The 24,682-nt window shown below is 56.6% G+C and carries 13 protein-coding genes; 11 read left to right on the top strand and 2 right to left on the bottom strand.

Annotated features, from left to right (window positions below; all coding sequences use genetic code 11):
* Positions 1-116: 116 nt before the first annotated feature.
* The 6 genes from LAP85_12775 (at position 117) to LAP85_12750 (ending at position 7,555) form a co-directional block, all read left to right on the top strand.
* A complete protein-coding gene (locus LAP85_12775; GenBank protein ID MBZ5497269.1) occupies positions 117-2,237 on the top strand; it encodes a prolyl oligopeptidase family serine peptidase in 2,121 nt (706 codons plus the stop codon).
* A 175-nt stretch (positions 2,238-2,412) separates the two neighbouring features.
* Positions 2,413-3,132 (top strand): signal peptidase I, encoded by a 720-nt coding sequence (gene lepB / locus LAP85_12770; GenBank protein ID MBZ5497268.1) that lies wholly within the window; start codon positions 2,413-2,415, stop codon positions 3,130-3,132.
* Between the two features lie 77 nt (positions 3,133-3,209).
* On the top strand, positions 3,210-3,788 hold the full coding sequence (locus LAP85_12765; protein MBZ5497267.1) for a hypothetical protein: 579 nt from the start codon (positions 3,210-3,212) through the stop codon (positions 3,786-3,788).
* 60 nt (positions 3,789-3,848) lie between these two features.
* A complete protein-coding gene (locus tag LAP85_12760) occupies positions 3,849-4,967 on the top strand; it encodes a tetratricopeptide repeat protein (protein ID MBZ5497266.1) in 1,119 nt (372 codons plus the stop codon).
* 87 nt (positions 4,968-5,054) lie between these two features.
* Entirely contained in the window at positions 5,055-6,368 is a 1,314-nt protein-coding gene (locus tag LAP85_12755; GenBank protein MBZ5497265.1) for a CCA tRNA nucleotidyltransferase, read from the top strand.
* A 2-nt stretch (positions 6,369-6,370) separates the two neighbouring features.
* Positions 6,371-7,555: a class I SAM-dependent rRNA methyltransferase gene (locus tag LAP85_12750; GenBank protein ID MBZ5497264.1), complete on the top strand. Its 1,185-nt coding sequence runs from the start codon at positions 6,371-6,373 to the stop codon at positions 7,553-7,555.
* A 20-nt stretch (positions 7,556-7,575) separates the two neighbouring features.
* On the opposite strand, the gene LAP85_12745 is transcribed toward LAP85_12750, so the two are convergent.
* Positions 7,576-8,445 (bottom strand): formylglycine-generating enzyme family protein, encoded by an 870-nt coding sequence (locus tag LAP85_12745; GenBank protein ID MBZ5497263.1) that lies wholly within the window; start codon positions 8,443-8,445, stop codon positions 7,576-7,578.
* Positions 8,446-8,788: 343 nt separating this feature from the next.
* Between LAP85_12745 and LAP85_12740 the strand changes: the two genes are divergently transcribed.
* On the top strand, positions 8,789-11,215 hold the full coding sequence (locus tag LAP85_12740) for an efflux RND transporter periplasmic adaptor subunit (protein MBZ5497262.1): 2,427 nt from the start codon (positions 8,789-8,791) through the stop codon (positions 11,213-11,215).
* A 1,199-nt stretch (positions 11,216-12,414) separates the two neighbouring features.
* Positions 12,415-14,832 carry a diguanylate cyclase gene (locus LAP85_12735; protein MBZ5497261.1) on the top strand — a complete coding sequence of 806 codons (2,418 nt, stop codon included), beginning with the start codon at positions 12,415-12,417 and terminating at the stop codon, positions 14,830-14,832.
* A 45-nt stretch (positions 14,833-14,877) separates the two neighbouring features.
* Here LAP85_12735 and LAP85_12730 read toward each other — a convergent pair whose 3' ends face one another.
* Positions 14,878-20,301: a sigma 54-interacting transcriptional regulator gene (locus LAP85_12730; protein MBZ5497260.1), complete on the bottom strand. Its 5,424-nt coding sequence runs from the start codon at positions 20,299-20,301 to the stop codon at positions 14,878-14,880.
* A gap of 372 nt (positions 20,302-20,673) precedes the next feature.
* On the opposite strand from LAP85_12730, the gene LAP85_12725 reads away from it, so the two are divergent.
* The 3 genes from LAP85_12725 to LAP85_12715 are packed head-to-tail and all read left to right on the top strand — an operon-like array spanning position 20,674 to position 24,462.
* Positions 20,674-22,440, top strand: coding sequence for an ABC transporter substrate-binding protein (locus tag LAP85_12725; protein MBZ5497259.1), 1,767 nt, complete (start codon positions 20,674-20,676; stop codon positions 22,438-22,440).
* A gap of 13 nt (positions 22,441-22,453) precedes the next feature.
* On the top strand, positions 22,454-23,437 hold the full coding sequence (locus tag LAP85_12720) for an ABC transporter permease (GenBank protein ID MBZ5497258.1): 984 nt from the start codon (positions 22,454-22,456) through the stop codon (positions 23,435-23,437).
* On the top strand, positions 23,434-24,462 hold the full coding sequence (locus tag LAP85_12715) for an ABC transporter permease (protein ID MBZ5497257.1): 1,029 nt from the start codon (positions 23,434-23,436) through the stop codon (positions 24,460-24,462). The genes LAP85_12720 and LAP85_12715 overlap by 4 nt, the downstream gene beginning before the upstream one ends.
* Positions 24,463-24,682 lie beyond the last annotated feature (220 nt).

Raw genomic sequence — 24,682 nt, 5'->3', positions numbered from 1 at the left:
TCAGAATTCAGCGCCTCAAATTCCCGAATTATCCCCCCCCGGTTGCAAAGAATTTCCGGAGCGCCCTTACTTGTGATAGAAGATCTCTTCGCCCCGCATGGCGACAAGGAGGCTTCATGAACAAGAAAATGCTCAGCGTTCTTCTTTCAGCAGCCGCGGTCATGCTCCCATCCTGCAATAAGGCTGACAAGATCACCTACCCGGCTACCATGAAGGTGGCGCAGGTGGATGACTATTTCGGCACCAATGTGGCTGACCCCTACCGATGGCTGGAGGATGACAATTCGCCGGAGACCGCCAAATGGGTCGAAGCGCAAAACGCCGTGACTTTCGGGTATCTCAGCAAAATCCCTTTCCGCGATGCACTTCGCAAGCACCTGACCGAGATCTACAACTATCCGCGGTACACGTCGCCGTCGCGGGCGGGAGAATACTATTTCTTCAACAAAAACGACGGGCTGCAGAATCAATCCGTGATCTATGTCCAGAAGGGTCTGGACGGCGAGCCCGAGGTATTTATCGATCCCAACAAACTCTCGCCCGACGGCACCGTTCGCACAAGCCTCGTCAGCTTTTCAGGCAATAAGAAATATGTTGCCATCTCCCGGGGCGAGGCAGGTTCGGACTGGTCGGAGACCCGGGTCATGGAAATCGCCACCAAGAAGGAGCTTCCCGACCGTATTCAGTGGGTCAAGTTCGGGGGCGCGGCCTGGCTGGGCGATGGTTTTTTCTACAGTGGCTATGACAAGCCCGCCGCAGGCCGGGAGCTGACGGCCAAGAACGAGTTTCAGAAGATTTATTACCACAAGCTCGGCGACCCTCAGGAGAAAGACCGGCTCGTCTATGAGGACAAGCAGCATCCCCTGCGCTACTTCAGCTTGGATACGACCGAGGACGAGAAATATGCCTTCCTGACCATCTCCGAGGGTACGTCCGGCAACGAACTCTACTGGAAGGACTTGAGGAAGACGGGCGGATCGTTTCAGCCTCTGATCCGAGGATTTGACAACGACAGCAGCCCCATCGAGGCCGTGGGTGACAAATATCTCGTCTACACCAACATGGACGCTCCGAATTTCAAGGTCGTCTTGATTGATCCCAGGAAGCCAGCCAAAGAGAACTGGCAGACCGTGATTCCCGAAAAGCCCGAGGTCTTGAGTTGGGCCAACGCTGCGGGGGGCCAGCTCTTCTGCGGTTATCTCAAAGACGCCAATACCAGGATTTATCAGCACAGTTACCAAGGGAAGCTCGTCCGCGAGATCGAACTTCCGGCACTCGGCACCGCAAGCGCATTCGGCGGATGGAGGGACGATAAGACGCTCTTTTACAACTTCACATCGTTCACGTTCCCGCCGACGATCTACAGGTATGAAATTGCAGAAGGCAAGAGCGACGTTTTCCACAAGGCCGAGGTCAAGTTCACGCCTGGGGATTACGAGGTAAAGCAGGTTTTCTATCAGAGCAAGGACAAGACCAGAATCCCGATGTTCATTGTCTACAAAAAGGGCCTGGTCCTTGACGGCGAGAGTCCCTGTTACCTGACCGCGTATGGAGGATTCAATATCAGCGTGCAGCCCAGCTTCAACGCGGCGCTGATCCCGCTCCTCGAAAACGGGTGCGTATTCGCCGAGCCCAACCTTCGCGGCGGCGGGGAGTACGGTGAGACCTGGCACAAGGCGGGGATGTTGCAGAACAAACAGCGTGTTTTCGACGATTTCATCTCGGCGGCCGAGTACCTGATCGAGGCCGGGTATACCACGAAGGACAAGCTGGCCATCGCCGGCGGCTCCAATGGCGGGCTGCTCGTGGGCGCAGCCATGACCCAGCGGCCCGACCTGTTCAAAGTCGCCCTGCCCGCAGTCGGCGTCATGGACATGCTGCGCTTCCACAAATTCACTGTCGGCTGGGGGTGGGTCGTCGAGTACGGCTCGAGTGACAATGAGCGTGACTTCAGGTCCCTCCTCGCGTATTCACCGCTTCACAACATCAAGGACGGAGTCGCATATCCGGCCACGCTCGTGACCACCGCCGACCACGATGATCGGGTGGTTCCGGCCCATTCGTTTAAGTTCATTGCCACCCTCCAGGAGAAGCAAAAAGGGGAAAACCCGGTCCTGATCCGGATCGAAACTCGTTCCGGCCATGGTGCAAGCAACGTCACCAAGAGCATAGAGCGGACGGCTGACAGCTATGCTTTCTTCTTTTACAATGTCAGAGCAAAATTAAAGTACGAATGAGAAAGGTGATCCTCCGCCATAAATTGCACGGCGCGGCACAGCCGCATTCAAAAAATCTCAACGAGAATGCGCTGAGATCGCAGACGCACAAGCGCACAGACGGCCGCCTTGTCGCAAGAGCGTTGGTGTGCTAAACTACGTGTTCCTTTATATCTAGCTGGAGGCTGCAATCGGAGTGGAAGAGTCACAGGGGTCACAGGAAGTACCGGCGTCTGAAGCGCCGCGAGGTTCACAAGCTCAATTCACCAAATCGACGCTGAGGGAGTATTTCGAGTCCATCGTCATCACGGCGATCATTGCACTCTTTGCAACCACTTTTGTGGTGCAGGCATTCAAGATCCCGACGGGCTCGATGGAATCCAATCTTCTGATCGGCGACCACCTGCTGGTCAACAAGTTTGTTTACGGGCTGCATGACGGATGGCTCTGGAAGCTGCTGCCCTACAAGGATCTCAAGCGCGGTGATGTGATCGTTTTCAAGTATCCCAAGAGCCCCGATACGGCATACGTGAAACGGCTGATCGGGTTGCCGGGCGATCGTGTGGAAATGATCGGGCGCACCGTGTACATCAACGGCAAGCCGCTCGAGGAAAAATACACCCAGTACATTGATCCGGCGAGCGTTTACGGACAATATGGTCCCATTGAAGTCCCGCTGGACCAGTACTTTGCTATGGGCGACAACAGGGACAACAGCCAGGACAGCAGGATCTGGGGATTCGTGCCGCGGGATCACTTTATCGGCAAAGCCTTGGTCATCTACTGGTCCTATGAAACCCCGCGGGATGAGTACCTCCAAACCAGCCTCAGAGATCATGTAAGCCAGTTTACGGACGTTTTCCTGAACTTCTTCACTAAGACTCGATGGAGCAGGTCTTTTAAGGTCATTCGATGATCGGGTACTCCGTGAGGCAGGAGAGACCGCGAGGCCGATGCTCCGCTTACGGCTGGGCCGGGATGTTGTGCCTGATTTTGCCAACGATGATCCTGCTCGTGCGCAACCTGCCGGCAATGCGATCCGCTGATCCCGGGATCTCCAAAGCTGCAGCCGACAGCTGCAACGCCAAGATAAGCCGTTTGGAGGCCTTTGACGCCGCTCATGACCCTGTCAAGAAGCAGACGACCCGGTTATCCGAGACCGAGATGAATTCGTATCTCGCCTTTGTTCTCAGCCCGCACTACAACGCCTGCTTAAAAAGCATCCGGCTGAAGTTCGAGGAAGGGCACCTGCAAGGGGTGGCGGCCGTTGATTTTGACCGTCTGCAGCTCAATCCCACCCAGCTTCTGACCAGTCTGCTCCGGAAGATGCTGACCGGAGTGCACACGCTGACAGTAAGGGGAATACTGGTTTCCGGCACAGGCAAGGCGAACTTCCGGCTCGAAGAGGCGCGCTTCGACAGCATGACCCTGCCCAACCTTCTCGTAGCGGAGATCATCACCACGGTGGGCCGCAAGCAGAATCCGCCCTTCGACCCGATGCAGCCGTCCACGCTGCCGTACAGAATCCAGAAGGTCGACGTGCACGCGGGCTATATTGTGGTCTATCAGTAGAGGGTGCGGATTATGTTAGTATAGCTTTTCATTCATTGTTTCTACAGGATGCACATCACGATGGAACTCAAGGAATTCAAAACCAGGCTGGCAAATGCTGCCTCAAAAGAAGACCGGATTTCCCTGCTGGATTCCCATGCCGAAAACCTGTTCGAAAAGGGCCGCTACGGGGAAGCCGGCGAGTTTTACCAGCAGGCCCTGGATCTGGCAAAACAGCCGAATGTGCGCGCCTATTTCACCGGGCAGATCGGAATCTGCCAGTACAACGCAGGAAACGACAAAGAGGCGGTGCATCATCTGCTGAAATCCGCCCGCCTGTTTGATCCTCAAAAGCCCGAGTTCATGCCGGACATGTGCGGGTTCGTTCATTTCTACCTGGGATCGCTCTTTGAATACTACGGCAAGGTCACCAAATCCCTCGAGGCGCGGCAGATCTGCGAGAAGTATGTGGAGGCCCAGGAAAGGGATACGCAGTGGATGCTGTATGCCGGCATCAGCCGCAACTGCGAATTGCTGGGCCGGCACGACGAAGCCATCAAGTACTCTCAAAAAGCGATCCAGGTGTTGAGCGACAACGATCCGGGCTTGGCGTATCTCTACGAAAGCATGGGAAACAACTACATGGGCCTCAAGCAGTATCACGAGGCGATCAAGTATTTCTCCAAGGTCATGGAGCTGGATCCGGCTTTCGAGCGCAGCGATGACATCCATATTAAGGTCGCAAGCTGCTATCAGCAGCTCACTAACGATCATATGGCGCTGGAGACCTACGAGAAGATGCTCGAGCTCAAGCAACTGACCGGCAGGCGCGAAAACCTGATCTGGCTGTATATCAAGATCGCGCAATGCCAGTTCCGCCTCGAGCGCTATGAAAAATCCCTGCTGGTGACGCTGGAGGCGCTGCGGCGGCGGCCGAGAAACAAGCTCGAGAAGGCTGAGGTCCGCAGTTACCTTACCAACAATTATTACGAATTGGGGCGCTACAAGGAAGCCGCAACCGAGGGCGAGAAGACGCTGAAGATTGCCAAGAGGTTTCCGGGCGATAATCTGTTCTATTTCCGCATGGCCCTCAGTCAGTACAAGCTGGGCGACAAGAGAAGCTTCGCCAAGTACCGTTCCTTGTGCCGGAAGAGATTTGGCGGAGACAGTTGGATCGCATATCTGGACAAGCTAAACTAGCCCTTGAGCCGCCTTTTCAGCGGTGCGGCGACCGGGCCGCCCGAAGGGAACAGACTTCACGGCACCTAGGAATTCCCCGGAAAAACGATGCGAAGAGCCGCCCAGCGAATTGTGGAGAAGCTGCGCCTGCACGGCCATGAGGCATTTTTCGCCGGCGGGTGGGTAAGGGATTTTCTGTTGCGGAGAAAGCCGAAAGATATCGACATCGCCACCAGTGCCCTGCCCGAAAATGTGCTCCGCATCTTTCCGCGTGCCATGCCGATCGGCGCCCAGTTCGGAGTCGTTCAGGTGCGCCTGTATGGGCACGCTTACGATGTCGCCACCTTCCGGAGTGAGGGCCCGTACCTGGACGGCAGGCATCCATCCTCTGTGAGCTTCTCGGGGCCGCAGCAGGACGCCCTGCGCAGAGACTTCACCGTGAACGGACTGTTCTATGACCCGATTGCCGACCGAGTCATCGATTATGTCAGCGGGGCGGCCGACATTCGAAGGCGCATCCTCCGCACGATCGGCAAGCCGCAGGAGAGATTCCGCGAGGACAAGCTCCGCATGCTGAGAGCGGTGCGGTTTTCCTGCAGTCTGGACTTCAAGATCGCACCTGAAACCTTCCAAGCCATCCGCCAGCTTGCGCCGTCCATCCTGGAGGTAAGCTGGGAGCGAATCCGGGATGAGCTGCTCAAGATCCTGACCGGCCCGCTACCGGGCCGCGGGCTCGAGCTGTTGCACGAAACCAGGCTGCTGACCCAGATTCTGCCGGAAGTGGAAGCGATGCGCGGTATAACGCAGCCGACGGAATTCCATCCCGAGGGAGATGTGTTCGTTCACACCCGGAATGCGCTCGAACTGCTCCACAACCCGGCCCCCGCTCTCGCTCTTGCGGTATTGCTCCACGACGTCGGCAAGCCGCCGACCTTCGCGGTCAAGGAGCGCATCAGGTTTGACCGGCATGTGGAGGTCGGCGCCCGGATCGCGGAGGAGATTTGCCGGCGCCTGCGCATGTCCAATCAGGATATCGAGCTGGTCGTCGAATTGGTTGAGGATCACTTGCGCTTCATGAATATTCATAAGATGCGCCCGAGTACGCTGAAGAGATTTCTGCGCCGGCCTGACTTCGAGACCCATCTCGAACTGCATCGCGTCGACTGCCTGAGCAGCCACGGCAGCCTTGACAGTTACTTGTTTGCCAGGAAAAAGCACGAAGAGCTGAAACAGGAGCCAGCGCCGCCTCCTCGTCTCATTTCCGGCGACGATCTCATCGACATGGGTTATCTGCCGGGCCCGCTCTTTCGGCAGATCCTGGAGGGTGTCGAGGACCTGCAACTGGAAAACCCGCAGCTGACCCGCGAGCAGGCCCTGCAGCATGTGCGCCAGGCCTTCCCATTGGAGAAGCCCACAGGCTGATAATGACGGAAGCAGATTTGTTTGCAACTCACGGCGAAGTAGAGGTATCCGCTGAAGGCGCCCAGCGTCTGCGCCGGGGACACCTGTGGGTCTACAGGGGCCATGTCGCCGCCGCGCCCCTGTCGCCGGCGCCCATTGTCAGGGTACGGGACGCGGCGCACAACGTTCTTGGGTTTGCGTTCTACAGCCCGCACTCTCAAATCCGGTTGCGCCTTCTGTCACGGGACACTGAGCCGCCCACAGTGGCGTTGATCCGCGATCGCGTCCGCCAGTCGATCGAACGGCGCCACGGGCGCCTGCAGCCGGAAGCGGCATGCCGTCTGATATTCGGCGAGGCGGATTCCCTCCCGTCGGTAGTGGTCGACCGCTACGGGGACTACCTGGTGCTGCAGACCCTGTCCAGCACCGCAGAAGTCCTCAAGAGCCTGTTGGTGGACATCCTGCGCGACTCGCTGAATCCTGTCGGGGTGCTGGAACGGAATGACGTCAAGGCGCGCCGGCTCGAAGGGCTCGAGGAATGCCGCGGCGTCCTGTGGGGGGAGGTGCCGGAGCAGGTGCGGATCTCCGAAGGAGGGGTTCGTTTCTGGGTCGACCTCGCTCACGGCCAGAAGACGGGATTCTTCCTGGATCAGGGGGACAACCGGCTCGCGGCGCGCGGCTATGCATCGGGACGCGGTCTGGACTGCTTCACCAACACTGGAGCTTTTGCTCTCCACTTCGCCCGGCGCTGCGCATCCGTAGTCGGCGTGGATGCTTCGGCTGAGGCGCTGGCACAGGCGCGACGCAATGCCGAACTCAATGGGCTGCAAAACGTCGAGTTTCAGGAGGGCAACGTTTTCGACTACCTGCGGGAGCGGGAGAAGGCCGGCGACAGATTCAACACCATCTGCCTCGATCCTCCTGCGTTCGCCAAGAACCGAAGTGCTCTTCGCGCTGCCCGCGGGGGCTACAAGGAAATCAATCTTCGTGCCATGAAGCTGCTCGCACCGGAAGGGATTCTGGTAACCTCGAGCTGTTCTTACCACCTATCCGAGGCAGATTTCTCGGAATTGCTGCACCAGGCATCCCAGGATGCTCACCGTCGCGTTCAAGTGTTGGAGCGGCGCGCGCAAGGTACAGACCACCCCATCCTTCTCGGAATGCCTGAAACGCATTATCTGAAATGCTTCATCCTCAGAGTGCTCTGAGCCGCGCGACGTGAGCGAGGCTACTTGGCCGGCACAGCCTTGGCCGCCTCTTCCGGAGTGGCGGACTTGGCGCAGCGGCAACCAAAGTCAGCGAGGTAGTTCGGCAGATAGGCCGTTCGCGCCCAGAGACCTGACGACTTGGTACCGGTGTAGCGGGAGCCCAAACCCCGGAGAACCTTGTAGCCGGAATTGAACTCCAGCCCGCCGGCCTTCGGATTTCCTTTGTAGGGCTTGTACGAATCCGATGCCCATTCCTGGACGTTGCCGTACATGTCATGAACGCCAAATGGGCTGACATCGTCGAACTGACCTATGTCCACCGGGACGCGGTAGCCTGCGTCCGCGGTGTTAGCCTTGGTGGCGTCCCATTCGTTGCCCCATGGGTAGCGGTATCCATTGGGTCCACGTGCCGCTGCCTCCCATTCCTCTTCCGTCGGCAGCCGTTTGCCCTGTGCTTTGCAGTATTCGTTGGCATCCTTCCAGGTGATGTACGTGACTGGAACGTTGGGTTTTTCGAGAGAGAAAAACGTTCTCCAGGTCTTACCCTCTTCCTGGCCCTCGACTACGTAAGAAGTCTTGATGGAAAATTCCAGGTACTCCTTGCCCGTTGTTTCGTATTTGTCGATCCAGAATGCAGGCAGCTTCACCTTGTGTTCGGGATAGGCGTTTGTGAAATCTTTCTTTGCAGGGTCGCCGGGATCTTTTTCATTCGTCCCTATCGTGTATTCTCCTGCCGGAATCAGCACCATCTCGCCTGGAATAACTTTCGGTTTTTCTGGGACTGCTGCTGCCTGCTGAGCCTGAGGCTGGGCCTCTTGCTTCTGCCCGCATGCCCCCAGCGCAAGAACCACGAGTATGAGTGCTAGGACGTAAATAGTTTTTCTGATCATGACATCTCCTTGTGAGTTCTCTGCGTGTAGGTGTCAGAACGCGCGATTATATACGCGGTGCCGCAAGGCAGTCAATTCGAGAAAAACGTCATCCGCCGCGATTCAGAGACTGGGGTACGAATTCAACCCTCAAGAACGGGACACCGCGCAGCTGCATCCGGAAAATCTCAATGCAGAGTGCGCTCAGAGCTTAGAGATCAAAGTGCAAGGGGGTGTCTTGAAACCTGGGCCTTCACCGTCTAGGTCCCGGAATTCCCGGCGGTATTCCTCTCAGGGTTCCTGCAACTTTCAATACTGTTGCATTTGCAGCCTCCTGCCGATATCATGCCACTCCGAAGCCGTCATGATCGCCGTGGTCGCCTGTATTGATCCGCTGAGGTTTGATTTGGCCGACACCCGCGCAAAGCTGCGTTCCGATCTCGAGATCCGACCGGAGACCTCCGATCCGCACTCTCCTGTCGTAGTGAAGGATCCGCTTTCGAGACGCTTCTACCGTTTCACCTGGGTGCAAGCGACCGTGCTTGCCCGGCTCGACGGCCTGCATAATGCGGGAGCGGTGGCCGGAGCAGCATCCGAGCAGTGCCAGGTCAAAGTGGAAACGAGTCAGGTTGAGGACTTCATTGACAAGCTCCAGGATTTGCTGTTGCTGGACAATGCGTCCTCGTGGTCCCGCCTCGAAAAGCTGTCAAAACGCAGGCACCGCCTGCTCGACAGCGTACTGTCGATCAAGATCCACGCATCCAATCCAGACCGGTTGCTGACGCGCATGGAGGCCAGGCTGGGCCGCTTCTTCTTCGGTCCGGGGTTCCAGGTGCTGGGATGGGCGTCGATCGCCGCGGGCGCAATCCTTTCCCTCGTGAATTGGGACCAGCTTGTCTTCACCCTGCCGCAGATATTCACGCTCTACTCCATTCCGTTGATTCTGATGGTCGCATTCACCGTGATGACCATCCACGAGTTCGGGCACGCCCTGACGCTCAAGCATTTCGGCGGAAAGGTGGAAGAAATGGGCTTGCTGGTTCTCTACCTCATCCCCGGCTTCTACTGCAATGTAAGTGACGCCTGGTTGCTCAAGAAGAGAGAAAGAATGCTGGTGTCATGCGCAGGCGGATTTATCCAGCTGGTTCTCTGGTCGTGGGCCACGATCGCGTGGCGATTATTGTCGCCTGAGACACTCGGAAGCCGCATCTGCCTGATCACGATTGCCTTTTCCGGAATCCAGACCCTGTTTAATTTCAATCCTCTCTTGCGGTTGGACGGCTATTACCTGCTGAGCGACTATCTGGAAGTGCCCAATCTGAGGCAGAAGTCGTTCGGTTACCTGAAACGCAGGCTGAGCTACCTGTTGATCGGCACGGGGAGACGCAGCCCCTTTTTGACCGCGCGGGAGCGGCGCATTTTCGTTCTCTACGGAGTCTCCTCCTTTGCCTTTTCCGCGGGATTGCTTCTGATCTTACTCGGACGCCTGGGCGCCTGGATGGTGGGTCAATATCAGACATGGGGGATTCTCCTGTTTTCAGTGGTTTGTCTGATGGTGGTCCCGGTAACCAGCAGGGAAAATATCGCGGCCGCGGGCAAGCTGGCGGGCGGGGTGGGCACCAGGATTCGGAAGGCTCCCTACCTGCTGATCGGCGCAGCCATCGTCCTGGCTGCGGGCTTTTTCCCGTGGGAGCTCAAAGTCACAGGAGATTTCGTGATACTGCCAGGCAAGACCGTGGGCATAAACCCGGATGTTGAGGGAACGCTCAGGTCGATTTATGTCGATGAAGGGAGTCAAGTTAAAAAAGGAGACGTGCTCGCCGAGATCCAGAATCTGGTGTTGAGCAACGCATACGAGGAGACCCGGGGACAGCTTGCGTCAAGCAGGGCTTCTCTGAATCTCCTCAAAGCCGGCAAAAGTCCGGAGGAGATCGAACGCGCACAGCGGGCGGTTGAGACCCGAAGAACCGATCTCGAGAATGCCGGGCGGGTGGACGAGGAGCGCAGACTGCTGCTCGACACCGTGGCCAAGAAGGAAGCGGAGCTGCAAAATGCGCAAAGCATTTTTGAGCGCAGCCAGTCACTCTTCTTGGGAGGTCTGATTGCCAAAAACGAACTGGAGCGCAATCAGACTGCTTTTGCGGTGGCACAAAAAGAACTCGCCGAGGCGAAAGGCCAGCTCAAAGTCCTCGAAGAGCGCACAGATAGAGACAGGCTCCTCCGGACGAAGGCGCTTGCAGAAGCGAATAGTGAACTCAAGATCCTTCTGGCCGGCTCGCGAAAAGAGTCGATCCAGGCGGTCGAGGCTGATGTGGCCAGACTCGAGGAAAAACTGAGCATCCTGGAACAGCAGCTCGAACATCTGAAGATCCGAAGCTCCATCGACGGTGTGGTATCGACTCCGTATCTGAAGAACAAGCTCGGCGCATATATCGAAAAGGGGAATCTCTTCTGCCAGGTTGTGGATGTCAGGCTTGTGATCCTCGATATGCCGGTTCCTGAAAAGGAGATCGCCGATGTCGCCGTAGGTTACCCCATCGTGGTCAAGGTGAGCGCTTTTTCGAAACGACCGCTTAATGCTCAGGTGAAGAGCATCTCTCCAATCGCCGTCGAAGGTGCTCAAGAACGCAAGGTCGTGGTTCGGGGGGAGTTGCTGAATGCTGACGGCTCGTTGAAGGCAGGCATGACCGGCGTAGGCAAGATTCTCTGCGGCAAGCGCATGATCGGGGAACTCGTCACCCGCCGGGCCATCAGGTGGTTGCGGACCGAGTTTTGGGAATATCTGCCATGAGGCGTGACTGGAAGGGAAGATTTCCTCGCCGTGTCCAGAAATTCCGATTTCTCATGATCTTCGCAGATTTTTGTTGACATAATTATTCAATCTTCGTATAAATGATTACCTATAAAAGTTGTTGGGACGGAGTTGCGGCTGTTGGGTCGCTTCGTCCGATGTCTTCAGGTGTTGTTTTAGAAGTATCCATTGATCAGTAAGATTAGGCGTATCAATAGTTTGCGCCTTTGTTCGGCAGTCAGTTTCTCGAATGGCTCTCCCACCATGAGGTGGGTCAGGTCACTTGGTCGGGAACCGAACGGACCTGATCACCCCCCAGCGGAAGAGCTAAGCTGATTTGAGCGGAAGGTTTGGAGCGCCAGCATAGCCGCATGCTTTCAGGGTGGCTGGAGCGTGCGGCCAAGGGCGAGTATCGCAAGCAGGATGCTTGTACACGGCGCCCTTTTACGGTACAGGAGGATTCGCTGCTGCCGGCTGGGCTTCTTGGGGACTTGTACCGCCGCCAAATCGGTGCTTCTTTGGGCACAGCCCAGCCATCCCGTGATTTGCATAATCGGCATTAGTACGTCGTAACAAACGGCAGTTCGTTTCTACTTGGACCATTTGTCAGAAAGGAACCAATCATGAATAAGCCAGGCGCTATTCTTTGGCTGTAATCGCTCGACTCGCACACCTTGACTAACAGCACATTCTCTTAAGGAGATGCAGATGCAGACCGAAATCGAAATTCTCGAAACCCGTGAAACACCAAGTGTCTTGTGGATTTAGTGAGATCCCTAATTCGAGCATAACGGGAGAGACGCGAATGCAAACCGAAATCGAAATTCTTGAGACCCGTGAAACGCCGAGCGTTTTGTGGATCTAGTGAAGTCGACAATTCGAGCACGCTAGCACAAGAGGAGAATCGAAAATGCAAACCGAAATCGAAATTCTTGAGACCCGTGAAACGCCGAGCGTTCTGTGGATTTAGCTCAAGCGCTTCTTTAATCACAGAAAAGGAGAGACAAGAATAGCTACCGAGATTCTCAAGCCTTCGGCGTTTAAAGCTGAGAGTAATTTGTTTTGGAAAAGATCTTACCTCAAAGCAATGGTTTTTCTACTATTTTTTGACCTCATCCTGTCCGCGAGACTGAGAACTAATCCTCCGAGAACCGGCTGACGATAATGGACGTGAGAAACTGTGTTCGGAGTAGGCTGCCATGACATGGATGCAGCTTCCACTCAAAGTAAAAACCCTAATAATCCTGGTGACAGGAGCTGCATTCCCTATCTTCTCGTGGGCGATTTGGGATTTACTATATAACCCTCCACAGATAACTTGGATAATCCTTGTTCTCTTGGCAGTTGGCTCTGTGCCCTTCTTTCTTGCCTTGCCTTCTGTAAACACAATGATTGGAATTAGCGATGCGTACATTATGTCTGTCGCGATGCTATATGGGCCAACGCCATGCATAGTTGCTACCTTCTGTCACACTCTCATCGCTCTATTATGTCGACGTAGAGTTCTTCCTTACAAAATTGTTTTCAATACCTCCAGCATGATCTGTGGTGCTTGGTTATACAGCAGCCTATATCGTTTTCTAAATCCTGATCTTAGCAGTGACCTTGGATTAATGGTCCTGCCAGCTGCCGTACTGACAATTACATTTTTCTTATACAATTCTCTTATCACTTCCACAGTTATCGCTTGGACAACGGGGGATGGCATACTACGGTTTTGGTCCAAGAATTATCTTCCTCTCTACATTGACTTCTCTGTATCCGCAGTCTCGGCAGCCATTATAGTTGCTCTGAAGTCTGCGAATGATTATGTTCCTTTCGCTGCGGCTCCGCTCGTGGGTGTTGTATGGGGATGGAACAAGATTAACCAGGCAAAGGCTATGGAAGCAGAGAAGCATTTGAATGAGCAGGAAGGCCTGTATTTGAGAACTGTGGAGACGTTGGCGTTGGCAGTTGATGCAAAAGATCAAACAACCTATGGGCACATTCGCCGTGTCAGGGCCTATGCTTTGGGATTGGCCAAACTCAGCCATATAACTGACGCAAATGAACTCAAGGCAATCGAAACTGGATCCCTGCTTCACGACATCGGCAAGTTGGCCATTGAAGACTACATACTTAACAAACCCGGCAGGCTGAGTAAACAGGAGTTTGAGAAAATGAAATTGCATGCCACTGCCGGCGACGAAATCCTTCAACAAGTCCAATTCCCATTTCCCGTTGCCAGATTCGTCCGCTGCCACCATGAACGATGGGATGGGTCTGGGTATCCCGACGGATTAAGAGGTGAGGAAATTCCCATTGGGGCCAGGATTTTGTCAATTGCCGACGCTTTCGATGCAATCAGGTCCACGCGGCCGTACAAATCGGCGTTCGGCATCGACGATTCGGTTGAGCTGCTGCGGGCACAGGCGGGGAGCAGCTATGATCCCAGGCTCGTTGAGCTCTTTATCAGCCACATCAACGAACTGGAGGCTTCAGCAGACGAGGCAACACGAAACCTTTCAGAACTTTCGTTCCGAAAGTATTTCGAGAATGTAGACAGCGCCATCGCCCAAGCTGAGGCATTACCTGCAGATCAATCGCCGCCGACAACCGCATCGGAAGAACTCGTCCGCGTTTTCGAGTTCTGCGGGGGCATGGGGCGATCTCTTGGACTTGCCGACGCCTTGCCGATTCTGGCCCGCCGTCTGGAGCGGATTGTGCCTTATCACACCTGTGCTTTTTATTTGAATCAGGATGACGGTTCCCTCAAAGCGGCATATGCCTGTGGCGACCTCGCAGAGTCTTTGCAGGGCCTCAGTATAGGGCTCGGCAAAGGAATCAGCGGTTGGGTGGCTGCCTACAAACGGCCTATGCTCAACACCGGTGCCGCCCTGGAATTCCAGGGATTCGCAGGAGATTTCACCGCGTTGAAAGATGCCCTTGCCGTTCCGCTGGTTCAGGATGGAGAATGCCTCGGCACAATCTCTCTTTATGCCCGCGAACATACCTTCTATTCCCCGACTCACCTCTCTCTCCTCCAAACCGTCGCGGAGCAGGTCGCCCCGCTCGTGCGCGAAGCCGGCGCCATCGGCAAGTCTGGGGATGAAGGCCTCCTGGACCCCGTCACAGGAACCTATCGTGTCGCCTACCTTTCAGTTGCAGGCGCGCAGATGCTTGCACATGCTGCGAAGACGGAGACTCCGCTATCCCTTGTTACTCTTGAAATCAAGAACTTCGCGCACAGCGTCGCGCTCTATGGAGCAGGCACGGGTGATCTGATTCTACGCAAGGTGGCAGACGTCCTGCGGTCCGAGCTGCGCCAGACAGATATCCTGGTCCGCTTCGGACACGATGGATTCGTCGCACTGCTCCCGGGGGTGGGCAGCCCGCAGGCGCTTCGCTATGTCCACCGGCTGCAGCAGCTGATCAAGAGCACACCAGTGAATCTGGCACCCGGAAATACCTGGTTTGTTGCGTGCCAGACAGGTGTCGCATCCTATCCAAATGACGGGCCTACCTTGCTGGTTTTGCTCCAGGCCGCTCAGAAAGCGCTCACCGAACATGCAAAGCTTGCCAACCCTCAAGCGTCTGGGTCGGAAGGCAACGTGCTCGAATTTCCTCCTCGAATTTGAGGATCAGCAGCTTGCAGCGCGCTGCAAGGCCTCGCCACAATCAGCCTAACGGGGTGGCTTGCGATAAGGCCGGAAGTCCAGGTAGCAATCGTTCCGCTTTAGAAATTGGATCATGGTGGCATATTCGCGGGCAGGAATGCCGAGGAGCCGGAATGCATCCCGGTATCTGCCGCCGGTTTCGGCGAGGGCCAAATGAATCATTTGGCGGACCTGTGAGGACCCGATCTGGCGTTTGAGAAATGGAGTTTTCACCAAGTCGTCAAAGATCCCCAAGCCGTCACGGATCCGCTTGTAAACCTGCCATGCCGCGGGGGCAGGTTCCCATGGAGCTGCTCCTGCTTCACCGTCCCGGACTTCGGTGGGCAGATGGCCGACCCCGATAATGTCACCTGGGGTGGAGTAGTACGATCCCTCGACTATGTTTTTCAGTTCCCGCACATTACCGGGATAGGAGTAGTGCACGAGGAGCGCATGCGCCTCCCGGGAAAAAGTCTTGACCCTGCCACCTTCATTTTTGCCGACTTTGTCCAGAAACCACTCGAGCAAAAGCGGCACGTCCTCGGTGCGCTCGCGTAAAGGCGCCACTCTGATCTCCATGGCATTCAGGCGGAAATAGAGATCTTCTCTGAACCTCCCCTCGCGCATCTCCTGCCGCAGGTCTCTGTTTGTGGCTACGATAACCTGAACGTTGAATTTGCGGGCAGCGGTTTCTCCGATCCGTCTTACTTCGCGCTCCTGCAGCACGCGCAGAAGTTTCCTCTGCAGTCGTAAGGACAAGTTGGAGATCTCATCAAGGAAGATGACTCCACCTTCGGCGGCTTCGAACAGGCCGGGTCGGTTTTCGACGGCGCCGGTGAATGCCCCCTTGCGATAGCCAAAGAGTTCACCCTCGACGAGGGTATCGGACAGCGAACCGCAGTCAAGAGGGACAAATTTGCCACCGGCGCGGCGTCCGGTGCGATGAAGGGCCCGCGCGACGAGTTCCTTCCCGGTCCCGCTCTCACCCCAAGTCAAAACATCCAGAGGTGAAGCAGCTGCAAGTCCAATCCGTTCCCGGAGTTCTTGCACCGCAGGGCTCTTTCCAATCAATTCGGGGTACTCGCCCCTGGCCTGGCGGAGGTATTGTTCAAGTTCCTTCTTTTCCTGCATCAAGTGGCGATGAGCAAGGGCATTATCAATGGCGACAACAGTAATATTGCAGAATGCGGCAAACAAGTTGATGGTCGATTCGTTAAGCCTTTCCATAGCAAATCGGTGATCGGCGTAAAGAAGCCCAAGAGTACGTCCGCATGCCACCAAGGGAGCGCAAAAAAACGATCCCACAGCGGATTCGTCACGGATTTGGCATGTTAGACGAGGGTCCGAACGTGCATTTGCCGTCACAAATGGTTTACCCGACCGAATAACTTCCTGAATGACCTTCCGGCTCATTACATCCATTGTCTCCAGCGACGCAAAACCTAGATTTCTCTTCCGCGCCATTCGGATTTGACCAGTCTCCCTGTCTTTCAGGGCAATCAGAGCGCGTTCCATACACATAGCCGTGGCCAGCAATCCGAGCACTTCCTCCATTAGATCATCCAAATCTCGAATCGCGTTAATCGTGCTACTCATTCGGAATAGTATGCGAAGCTGTGCTTCTTCCAAGTCACCAATCGACGGAGTTATCTTTCCCCCGTCCGCAAGAGACTTGCGTATGTGGCATTCACACTCGTTCTTACTGCGCTCGCGTTCCTCCATCTTTTTAAAAGCATCTAACTTGTCAATTGGTACTCTTCCTTCAATTACTGAGAGTAACTCCAATGTCTTTTGGGCATGTCTGAGTGCACCATCAGGTTCATAGCCTAGCCTACAAATGCGCATCATCGCGTAGTGCGTACGCCGCGCGGTCTCGATCATGAACGGGTTGTCTGATAGTGCCAGAGCTTTTTCAAATTCCGCATAAGCAGTTTTCAATGAATCCTGATTGTTCAAGGGTTGTATTAGCCTAGGACCACCTTCGGCAGATGCTGACTTTTCCGCCCGTAAGAGTGAGATATTAGCCAAAAGATAGTGGGCTTGAGCTTGAAGGTGCAAGGCTGGCATTGCTCGTGCGAGTCGAAGTGAACCGCGAGCTCGCGCGAATGCCTCTTGCCAATCTTCGGCCATGAGAAACGCTTGGGCCAGCTGCAGCTTAGCGAGGGTCATTTGATAAGCCCACCGCTTTTGAGTTACCGTGATTTCCAGTTCTAGCAACAAATCCTTCGCCTGCTCAATGTGACCCTGCTGGCAATAGATTTTGGCTCTTAGGATTTCGCCCAAGCTGGCTTCATATATCGGGGTTTCAGAAGAGACCAATCGCTGCAAAGAATCCAAGTCTGAGAGCGCGTCCTCAAAACTACCAAGTTCCGTGTGTAGTGAAGCTGAGAAAAACAGTGCCTGGGCCCTTGCATATACTGGCAACGATGCAAGGTCTTGAGATGCTAGAAGCCTCTTCGTGTTACAGGCGAGCGACCATTCAGTTGTCGCAATTTGAGTCCCGAGCACACACAAAAGGCCAGCTGATAAGATGTGGCGGTTTTCGGTTTCCGATGCAGCCTTCAGTGCTTTAGTTGAATTCTCGGTCGCTGCGGCAAATTGGCCCGACCTACAGAAGCACTCGGTCAAATTGCACAGAGCTTGGGCAAGCAAAAAAGGAGATCGTGTTCGCTTCCCCGTCGATACCGCCCGTTGGAACTCGTGCAGGGCTTTCCCCAGCTTGCCCATACCTATCAAACTGTTACCCAGATGTGAATAAGCCATGGGAAGCAAGTGATCGGCACCCAGTGGCTCAAGAATCTCGATTGCCGTCTTGGCGGCTTTTGCTCCTTCAACAAAATCGCATGCGACGCTACATAATGCAGATATCAGAATGTGGAGATGTCCGGCGATAATAGTCTGCTGAGGTTTTGAGGGGAAGCGCGAAGCGCTCCTGATCATGGTCAGACCTTTTCTGGGCTGTGAATGTGCCAACCTGCAAAAAGCAAGTTGTGAAAGCAACGGAATTTCCGCTTCGCTTTTATTCAGATCCAGAATTGGGCGCCCTAGAAGTGTCATTCCATGCTTTGCTGATTGTTCGGACTTTTCCATATCTCCAAGATATTGGAATGACCGTGAAAGCTGAGTATAGAGACGAATCGCAAGCGCCCTCTTGCCCTTCCCTAAATCGTGCAACTGAGCCCCTAGAATTCTGATAGCTCGTTTTGGGTTGCCGAGGGCGCAGCAGCTGTCGGCAGCCTCGATCGAAACGTCGCACTGCTGTTCCATGGACAAGAGCTTCTTATGGTTCAGGAGATATTCGTAGAAGCGCAATGCCGACTCGTTCGCAAACTCGGCTTTGCATGCCCTGGCTGCCCTCAAGGCGTAGCTGATTGCTTTCTCCCCGCACCTCCCCTCCGTGAAATGCATTGCCAATTCCTGCAGGTTTTCCTGAGTACCGTGGTGCTCCTCGAGGATTTCTCCGATCCTCTGATGCATTCGGCGGCGTTTCCCTGCAGGCAGATCCTCCGTGATCACCTCGGAGATCAGCGCATGCCGGAATTCGAAGCATCCTCTTCCGCTCACTTCACCAATGATTTGTCTGGAGATGAGTTCCCTGAGCCTTGTCTCGAGCTCATCCGAGTCCAGCGAGCTCAGCGCCCGCAGTTGGTCCTTGGGAAGCGCCCGCCTGGCCAAGGCGAGCCATTCCGTCACGGCAAACGCACCGGGCGACAACTGGGCCAGCCGGCGCCTGAGCACTACGGCAACACTCGCCGGCACCTCCAGATCTTCAAAACCCTCGGAGGCAAGACGCCAATGGCCCGACTCACGCCACAGCAGCTCCCGGTCGACGAGGTGCTTGAGAATCTCCTCCACAAAAAACGGGTTTCCGCCGCTGGACTTGTGCACCCAGGTTCCGATCTCGCCGGCAAGCGAGGTTTCGCCTGTGATTCCGGCAATCAGATCCTCGATCGCCTGCAGGGGAAGAGCTTCCAGAGCCAGGGTTTCCGCCCTGAGTTGCCGGGCCGACAGTTCCATCAACCGTCTCAGGGGGCCCTGTTCCGCCTCCGCGGGCCGCAGGCTCACACACAAAAAGATGGGGTGCGCGAGAATATCCGAAGTCAAATAGTCCAGAACGGTGACCGTCGCCTCATCCGCCCAATGAAAATCATGCAACAAAAACAGCGTGGGGCGGTCGGCCAGGAGTCTCACCACCTCGCGCGTCAGCTGGTCCCGGAAAGGGCCCGCGGCCGACCCGGACGACAACTCAAAGCGCGGCGATTCCGCTGCCCGGGCTGCATCTTCAAATCGAAAGATCGCATGCTCACGCGTGGCATCTCCCTGCGCGGGTCGCAACTGCGCGGCGCGCGCCAAGATGCGCCGATAAGGACCATACGACCGGTCTTCGCAGGGAAGACAGGCAGCCTCAACCACTCTCCAGCCCTCGAGCAAAGCCCAGGTTCTGAGCTCTTCCAGGCATCGCGACTTGCCCGAGCCGCCCTCACCGGTCAAAAAAATGGTCCAGCCGCGGCCATCCTGCCGCACCCGGATCGCCCGCTCCTGCAAACATGCCATCTCCTTTTCCCGCCCGACAAATCGTCCCGGAGAGAAGTAGGCTTCCATCGACCCCGACACCGTCCCCGAATAATCCCGACCGCTCGCCGCGCTCAGCAGCCTGACCACATCTTCAGCCGAAGACGGCCGCTTATCCGGGTCCTTCTCCAGCAAGCCCAGCAGCACCTGGGCGAGACCGGCGCCGCCCCTCAGGCGTTCGATCGGGCGCGTGTCCACCTTCCCCTGCAGGTGTTTTTGGATCAGATAGCCTTCATCCTCATCATCAAACGGGAGGCGGCGCGCGAGCAGTTGATAGGCAAGGATACCGAGGGAATAAAGATCGGATCTGGGATTGCGCGCATGCCCGAGGAGAATCTCGGGGGCTGTATATGCGATCGTTGCCGGACTGCGCCTGCCCATTTTTGCCCGCCGGTTCAGTCCGAAATCCAATATCTTCGGCTCCGCCTCGCGGCCATCCACGTCGACGAGAATTACGTTGGATGGCTTCAAGTGGTGGTGCAGGATGTTCCGCGAATGCAGGAACTGAAGCACGCGACAGAGCTTTGCCAGGCATGACAGCACCCGATCGATGCTCCAGCCGGCGGATCCGTGAAAGGCATCCGCTCCTTCCACAAACTGACGCACCACGTAAGGAGTTGCGGCATGATCGATCACGCCGAAGTCCAACAGATGGGCCAGGTGGGGATGCTTGAAGCGGCTGAGGAAGGACAGCTCCTGCCGCAGGCTTCCGACTCCCTCCGCTGAGTCCCACTCGGTCAGCGTCCTGAGTACAACCAGGGATTCATCCATCAGGTCCCGGCACAGGTAGGCGCGGCCTAGTTCCCCTTGCCCCAGAAGCCGGTCCACGTGATACCGATCCCCGACAGTTGTCCCTTCCTTCAGACCCGGTGATGTCATCGATGCCTCGCTTCATGAGGGGAGGCTCCGCAGTGGACGGCAGCCTTGCGCCTGCTGTAGCGTGCAGCTTGGTCGCGTGCGAAGATTCTATGCCAAAAACGGGCAATCCCGATCAAGAATCGCATGCCTTCAAATCCGTATCCATGAAAAACTCCAAAGCACAGGGCGCAGTAAATGTGGCGTTATGACTGGCTTCAAGCTCCGGCTTTGGCCCCAACGGTCGGCATATGTTTGGCTTTCGTTTTTTTCTCTGCGCGTTCAGCGTCCTCCGCGTTGGGGTTTTGCTCCGTGCAGTCGCTGATTTCATCTCCGCGGCGTTTCAGAATCCAGCTAGTTCTTGACACCGGAACCGAATTCCCCGAAACTGCGCCCATGTTCGCTAAATGCAGGCTCGTGGCAGCTCTTGTCGTCGGCATGGTGCCTTGCGCGCTTACCTTTTGTCCGGCACATGCGCAGCAAAAAGAAACCATCGACTATCTGGTGCGTTCGGACCTGGGTGGCACACGCGGCGGCAGCCTGATCGCGTCGGTGAGTGAGGATCCGGCGACTTTCAATCTCATGTTCGCCGGCAGAGTGGCGAATGTCATGGTCGCTGAGCCGCTGTCGGCCGACCTGGTTCACATCAACCGGCGTACTTATGAACTCGAGCCCTCTCTGGCCACGGGCTGGGAGGCAGCCAAGGATGGCCGCACTTACACCATCCATCTCCGGCGCGGATTGCGCTTTTCGGATGGGAGGCCCTTCACTGCCGACGATGTCGTTTTTACCCTGAATGCGCTCCAGGATTCGCGGAATCCGTCGACCCGAGCCGATCAATTTCAAGCTGACGGCAAGTTTCCGGCGATCGCCAAGGTCGATGACTTTACGGTACTCTTGTCCTGGCCGAGGGCGGTGGGCACCGGACTCCGATCGCTCGATTCGATCCCCATGCTGCCCAAGAATCGATTGGTGAAAACCTATCAGGAAGGAGCCCTTGCTTCCGCATGGGGCCCCACCGCTTCGCCGCAAGAGGTCGCGGGACTGGGACCCTTTCGCTTGAAGGAGTATCAGCGCGGCGTCCGGATCGTGCTCGAGCGAAATCCCTTCTACTGGAAGAAAGACAAGGCCGGGCAGACGCTGCCGTATCTCGATACCCTGACCTTCCTGATTATTCCGGATCGCAATGCGGAAGCCCTTCGTTTTGAGGCCGGCGAAATCGACGTTCTCGGCTCCATGAATTCCGAGCACTTTGCCCGGCTGCGCCGCCCGGACAGGACGAAGGAATATACCGTACAGGATCTCGGCGCCGGGTTGGGCATGGATTTCATGTGGTTCAATTTGAACCCGGGCAAGAGCCCATCCGGCACTCCGTTTCTCGATCCGGAAAAACAAAGCGTCTTCGAACAGGCCGCGTTCCGGCAGGCGGTTTCCTGCGCGCTGGATCGCGAGGCGGTGGCACGATCCGTATATGGCGGGCTGGCGGTGCCGCAGTATGGCCCGATCAGCTCCGGTAACAGGGTCTGGTACAACACCAGCCTGCGGCCCACACCCTTCGACCCAAAGCGGGCGCGGGCACTGCTCGCACAGATCAGCCTCAAGGACACCAACGGAGACGGCATCGTGGAGTATGGCACTCTGCGCCGCCCTCTCGAAATTGTCCTCCTTACAACCAGGGGGAATGCGACCAGGGAAAAAACGGCCGAGATCATCAGGCAATATCTCGCGCAAGTCGGAATACGGGTGAATGTCCAGCTCCTTCTCATGAACGAGCTCGCGCCCCGCTTCAGCCGCTCCTTCGATTATGAGGCAATTCTCCTGAGTAACACCCCGACCGATGTCGTCCCTGACCTTCAGACCGACCTCTGGTACAGCAGTGGCGGCAACCACTTCTGGTACCCGGAGCAGAGCAAGCCCAATACCCCCTGGGAAGCTGAGGTCGATTCTCTCACAACCCGGCTGGTGCAAAGCCTGGATGATGCGGTGCGCAAAAAAGCATTCTTTCAAGTGCAGGAGATCTGGGCGCGGGAGATGCCGGCCATCGCGACCGTAGCCCCGAATATTCTCACCGGCTGGAGAAACAACCTGGGAAATATCCGGCCGTCGATCCTGGTGCCGTATCTGCTCTGGAATGTCGAGGAACTGACCAAACGGACGCGCTAGCGAGGCGCAGATCTTGAAGGTTTTCGCTGCCATCCTGAAACGGATTCTTCAGCTGGCAGTCCTCTCCCTGCTGGTCGCTTCGGCCACCTTCCTGTTGTCGTCGCTAAATCCGGGGGACTTTTTCTCCGCCCGGGAGCTTGATCCGACGGTGCGCCGGCAGACGATCGATCAGATGCGTCAGCAGTACGGGCTCGACCAGCCGCTCCTGGTGCAGTATGGCCGTTGGCTCAGCCGGTGCGTGCGCCTGGACCTCGGCAATTCCCTTTTTTATCAACAACCGGTGCAAGGCGTCGTGCTCGACGCCCTCACGAAAACGCTGTGGATGGGGGTTCCGGCATTGATGCTGGGCATGATCGGAGGAGTTTTGCTCGGGACGATGCATGCTCTCAACCGTTACACCTTCATCGGTCTCGCGCTCGATCTGCTCTCGACCGTGGCACTCGCCCTGCCCACGTTGGTTCTGGGGCTGGGCGCGCTCCTGATCGCAGCGTCCACGCATTGGTTCCCCCTGGGGAGCATGAGTTCAACCAGCCTGCAGGATCCGCATTTCCTCGTGGGGATTGCCGACAGGATCCATCATCTCGTGCTCCCCGTGGCCTGCCTGACGCTGCCCATTCTGGTATATGTGGAAAGGATCCAGTGTGCCGCGACGCAGGATCTCCTGAATGAGCCCTACGTCCGGGCCGCCCGCGCGCGCGGATTGCCGCAACAGCACATCTTCCTGCATTATTTGCTGCGGCCTTCGTTGAATCCGATCCTATCCACTTCCGGACCGCTGCTCGGCAGCATTCTGAGCGGGAGCCTCGTCCTGGAAGTGATCTTCACCTGGCCCGGACTGGGGCAGGCAACCCTGAACGCACTTTTCAATAAAGATGTGCCACTGGTGGCCGGTTGCGTCATCGGCAGCACCATTCTGCTTGTGGCCGGCAATCTGGCGGCTGATATCCTGCTGCTGATCCTCGATCCGAGAACGCGAGTCGCGGGGGGTGCGCTATGAATATCATCAACCGGCTGGCGCGCCTGTTCGCCGTCCTGCTTCTGCTCCTCTCGCTCCTCAGCGATTTCCTCTCCCCCAGCGCCCCGGATCTGCAAGACCTGAACCAATTCTACGCACCCCCCAGCCGCATCCACCTCCTGGACGCACAAGGGAACTTTCATTGGCGGCCCTTTGTCCATCGCATGAAGCTGACTGATGCTCTGGATGCGCGTTATCAGGTGCAAGGCGATGAGGTTTACCCTCTGGAGTTCTTCTGCCAGGGATACCGGTATCGTTTTCTCGGCCTTATCCCCGCATCCACGCACCTGGTCGGCACCCGGACAGCGGGGATGTTTCACCCTTGGGGCACAGATGCACAAGGGCGGGATGTCCTGGCGCAAACCCTGGCAGGAACGCGCAGCTCGATGCTGGTCCTGCTGTTCGGCATCGCGCTTTATTTCGCGCTGGGAGTGACCATCGGAGCGTGCGCAGGAATGGCAGGCAGCTGGATTGACGTAGTTCTCATGCGGTTTTCTGAGTTCGTGCTTGCGCTGCCGGCGCTCTACCTGGTGGTGGCAGTGCGTGCGTTGCTGCCGCCGCAGATGCCTTTCTGGCAGACAGCTTTGCTCACCGCCGCCACGATCGCAGGTGTAACCTGGCCGCCCATGGCAAGGGGAGTGCGCGGGCTGATCCTGCAGGTTCGGAACGCCGGCTACGTGGAAGCAGCCAGAGCCCTTGGAGCCTCGCCGTGGTACATTTTCCGGCGTCACATGCTTCCCGCCCTGGCACCCTTTGCCATGGCGCAGATCGCAGTAGCCGCGCCTGTATTCATACTTGGCGAGGTGATCCTGTCGTTCCTCAATGTCGGATTTCAGAACTCCTGGGCTTCCTGGGGCGCGATGCTTCGCAATCTCACACAGGATCCGCGTGTTCTTACGGACTTCTGGTGGAACCTGTCACCACTGGGCTTCGTATTCGTCACGCTGTTTTGCCTGAACAGCTTCGGCAGACGGTTGCGCGCAAAAGAACCCACCCAGCTCGCCTGAAAGGCGAGCTCCGAGAACTCGCGTCGGTGCCCCTGTCGACAGGCAATCCGCCGCATTCATGCTTCATGCAGCAGTCGCAGGCGCAGCGTCACAAACCACTGGGCCTCAGGACAGACGCCAAGGGATGGCGCCCCTGCGGGAGTAACACCTGACCCGCAGGGGCAATCCGTGCCAATGGCACCCTCAGTCCTTTGCTTGATCAGAAGATGGCCTCGTCCGG

This window comes from Terriglobia bacterium, assembly GCA_020072565.1.
Taxonomy (GTDB): Bacteria; Acidobacteriota; UBA6911; order UBA6911; family UBA6911; genus JAFNAG01.
The sequence above is the reverse complement of the archived record's forward strand: the minus strand, read 5'-3'. Positions and strand labels throughout refer to the sequence as shown.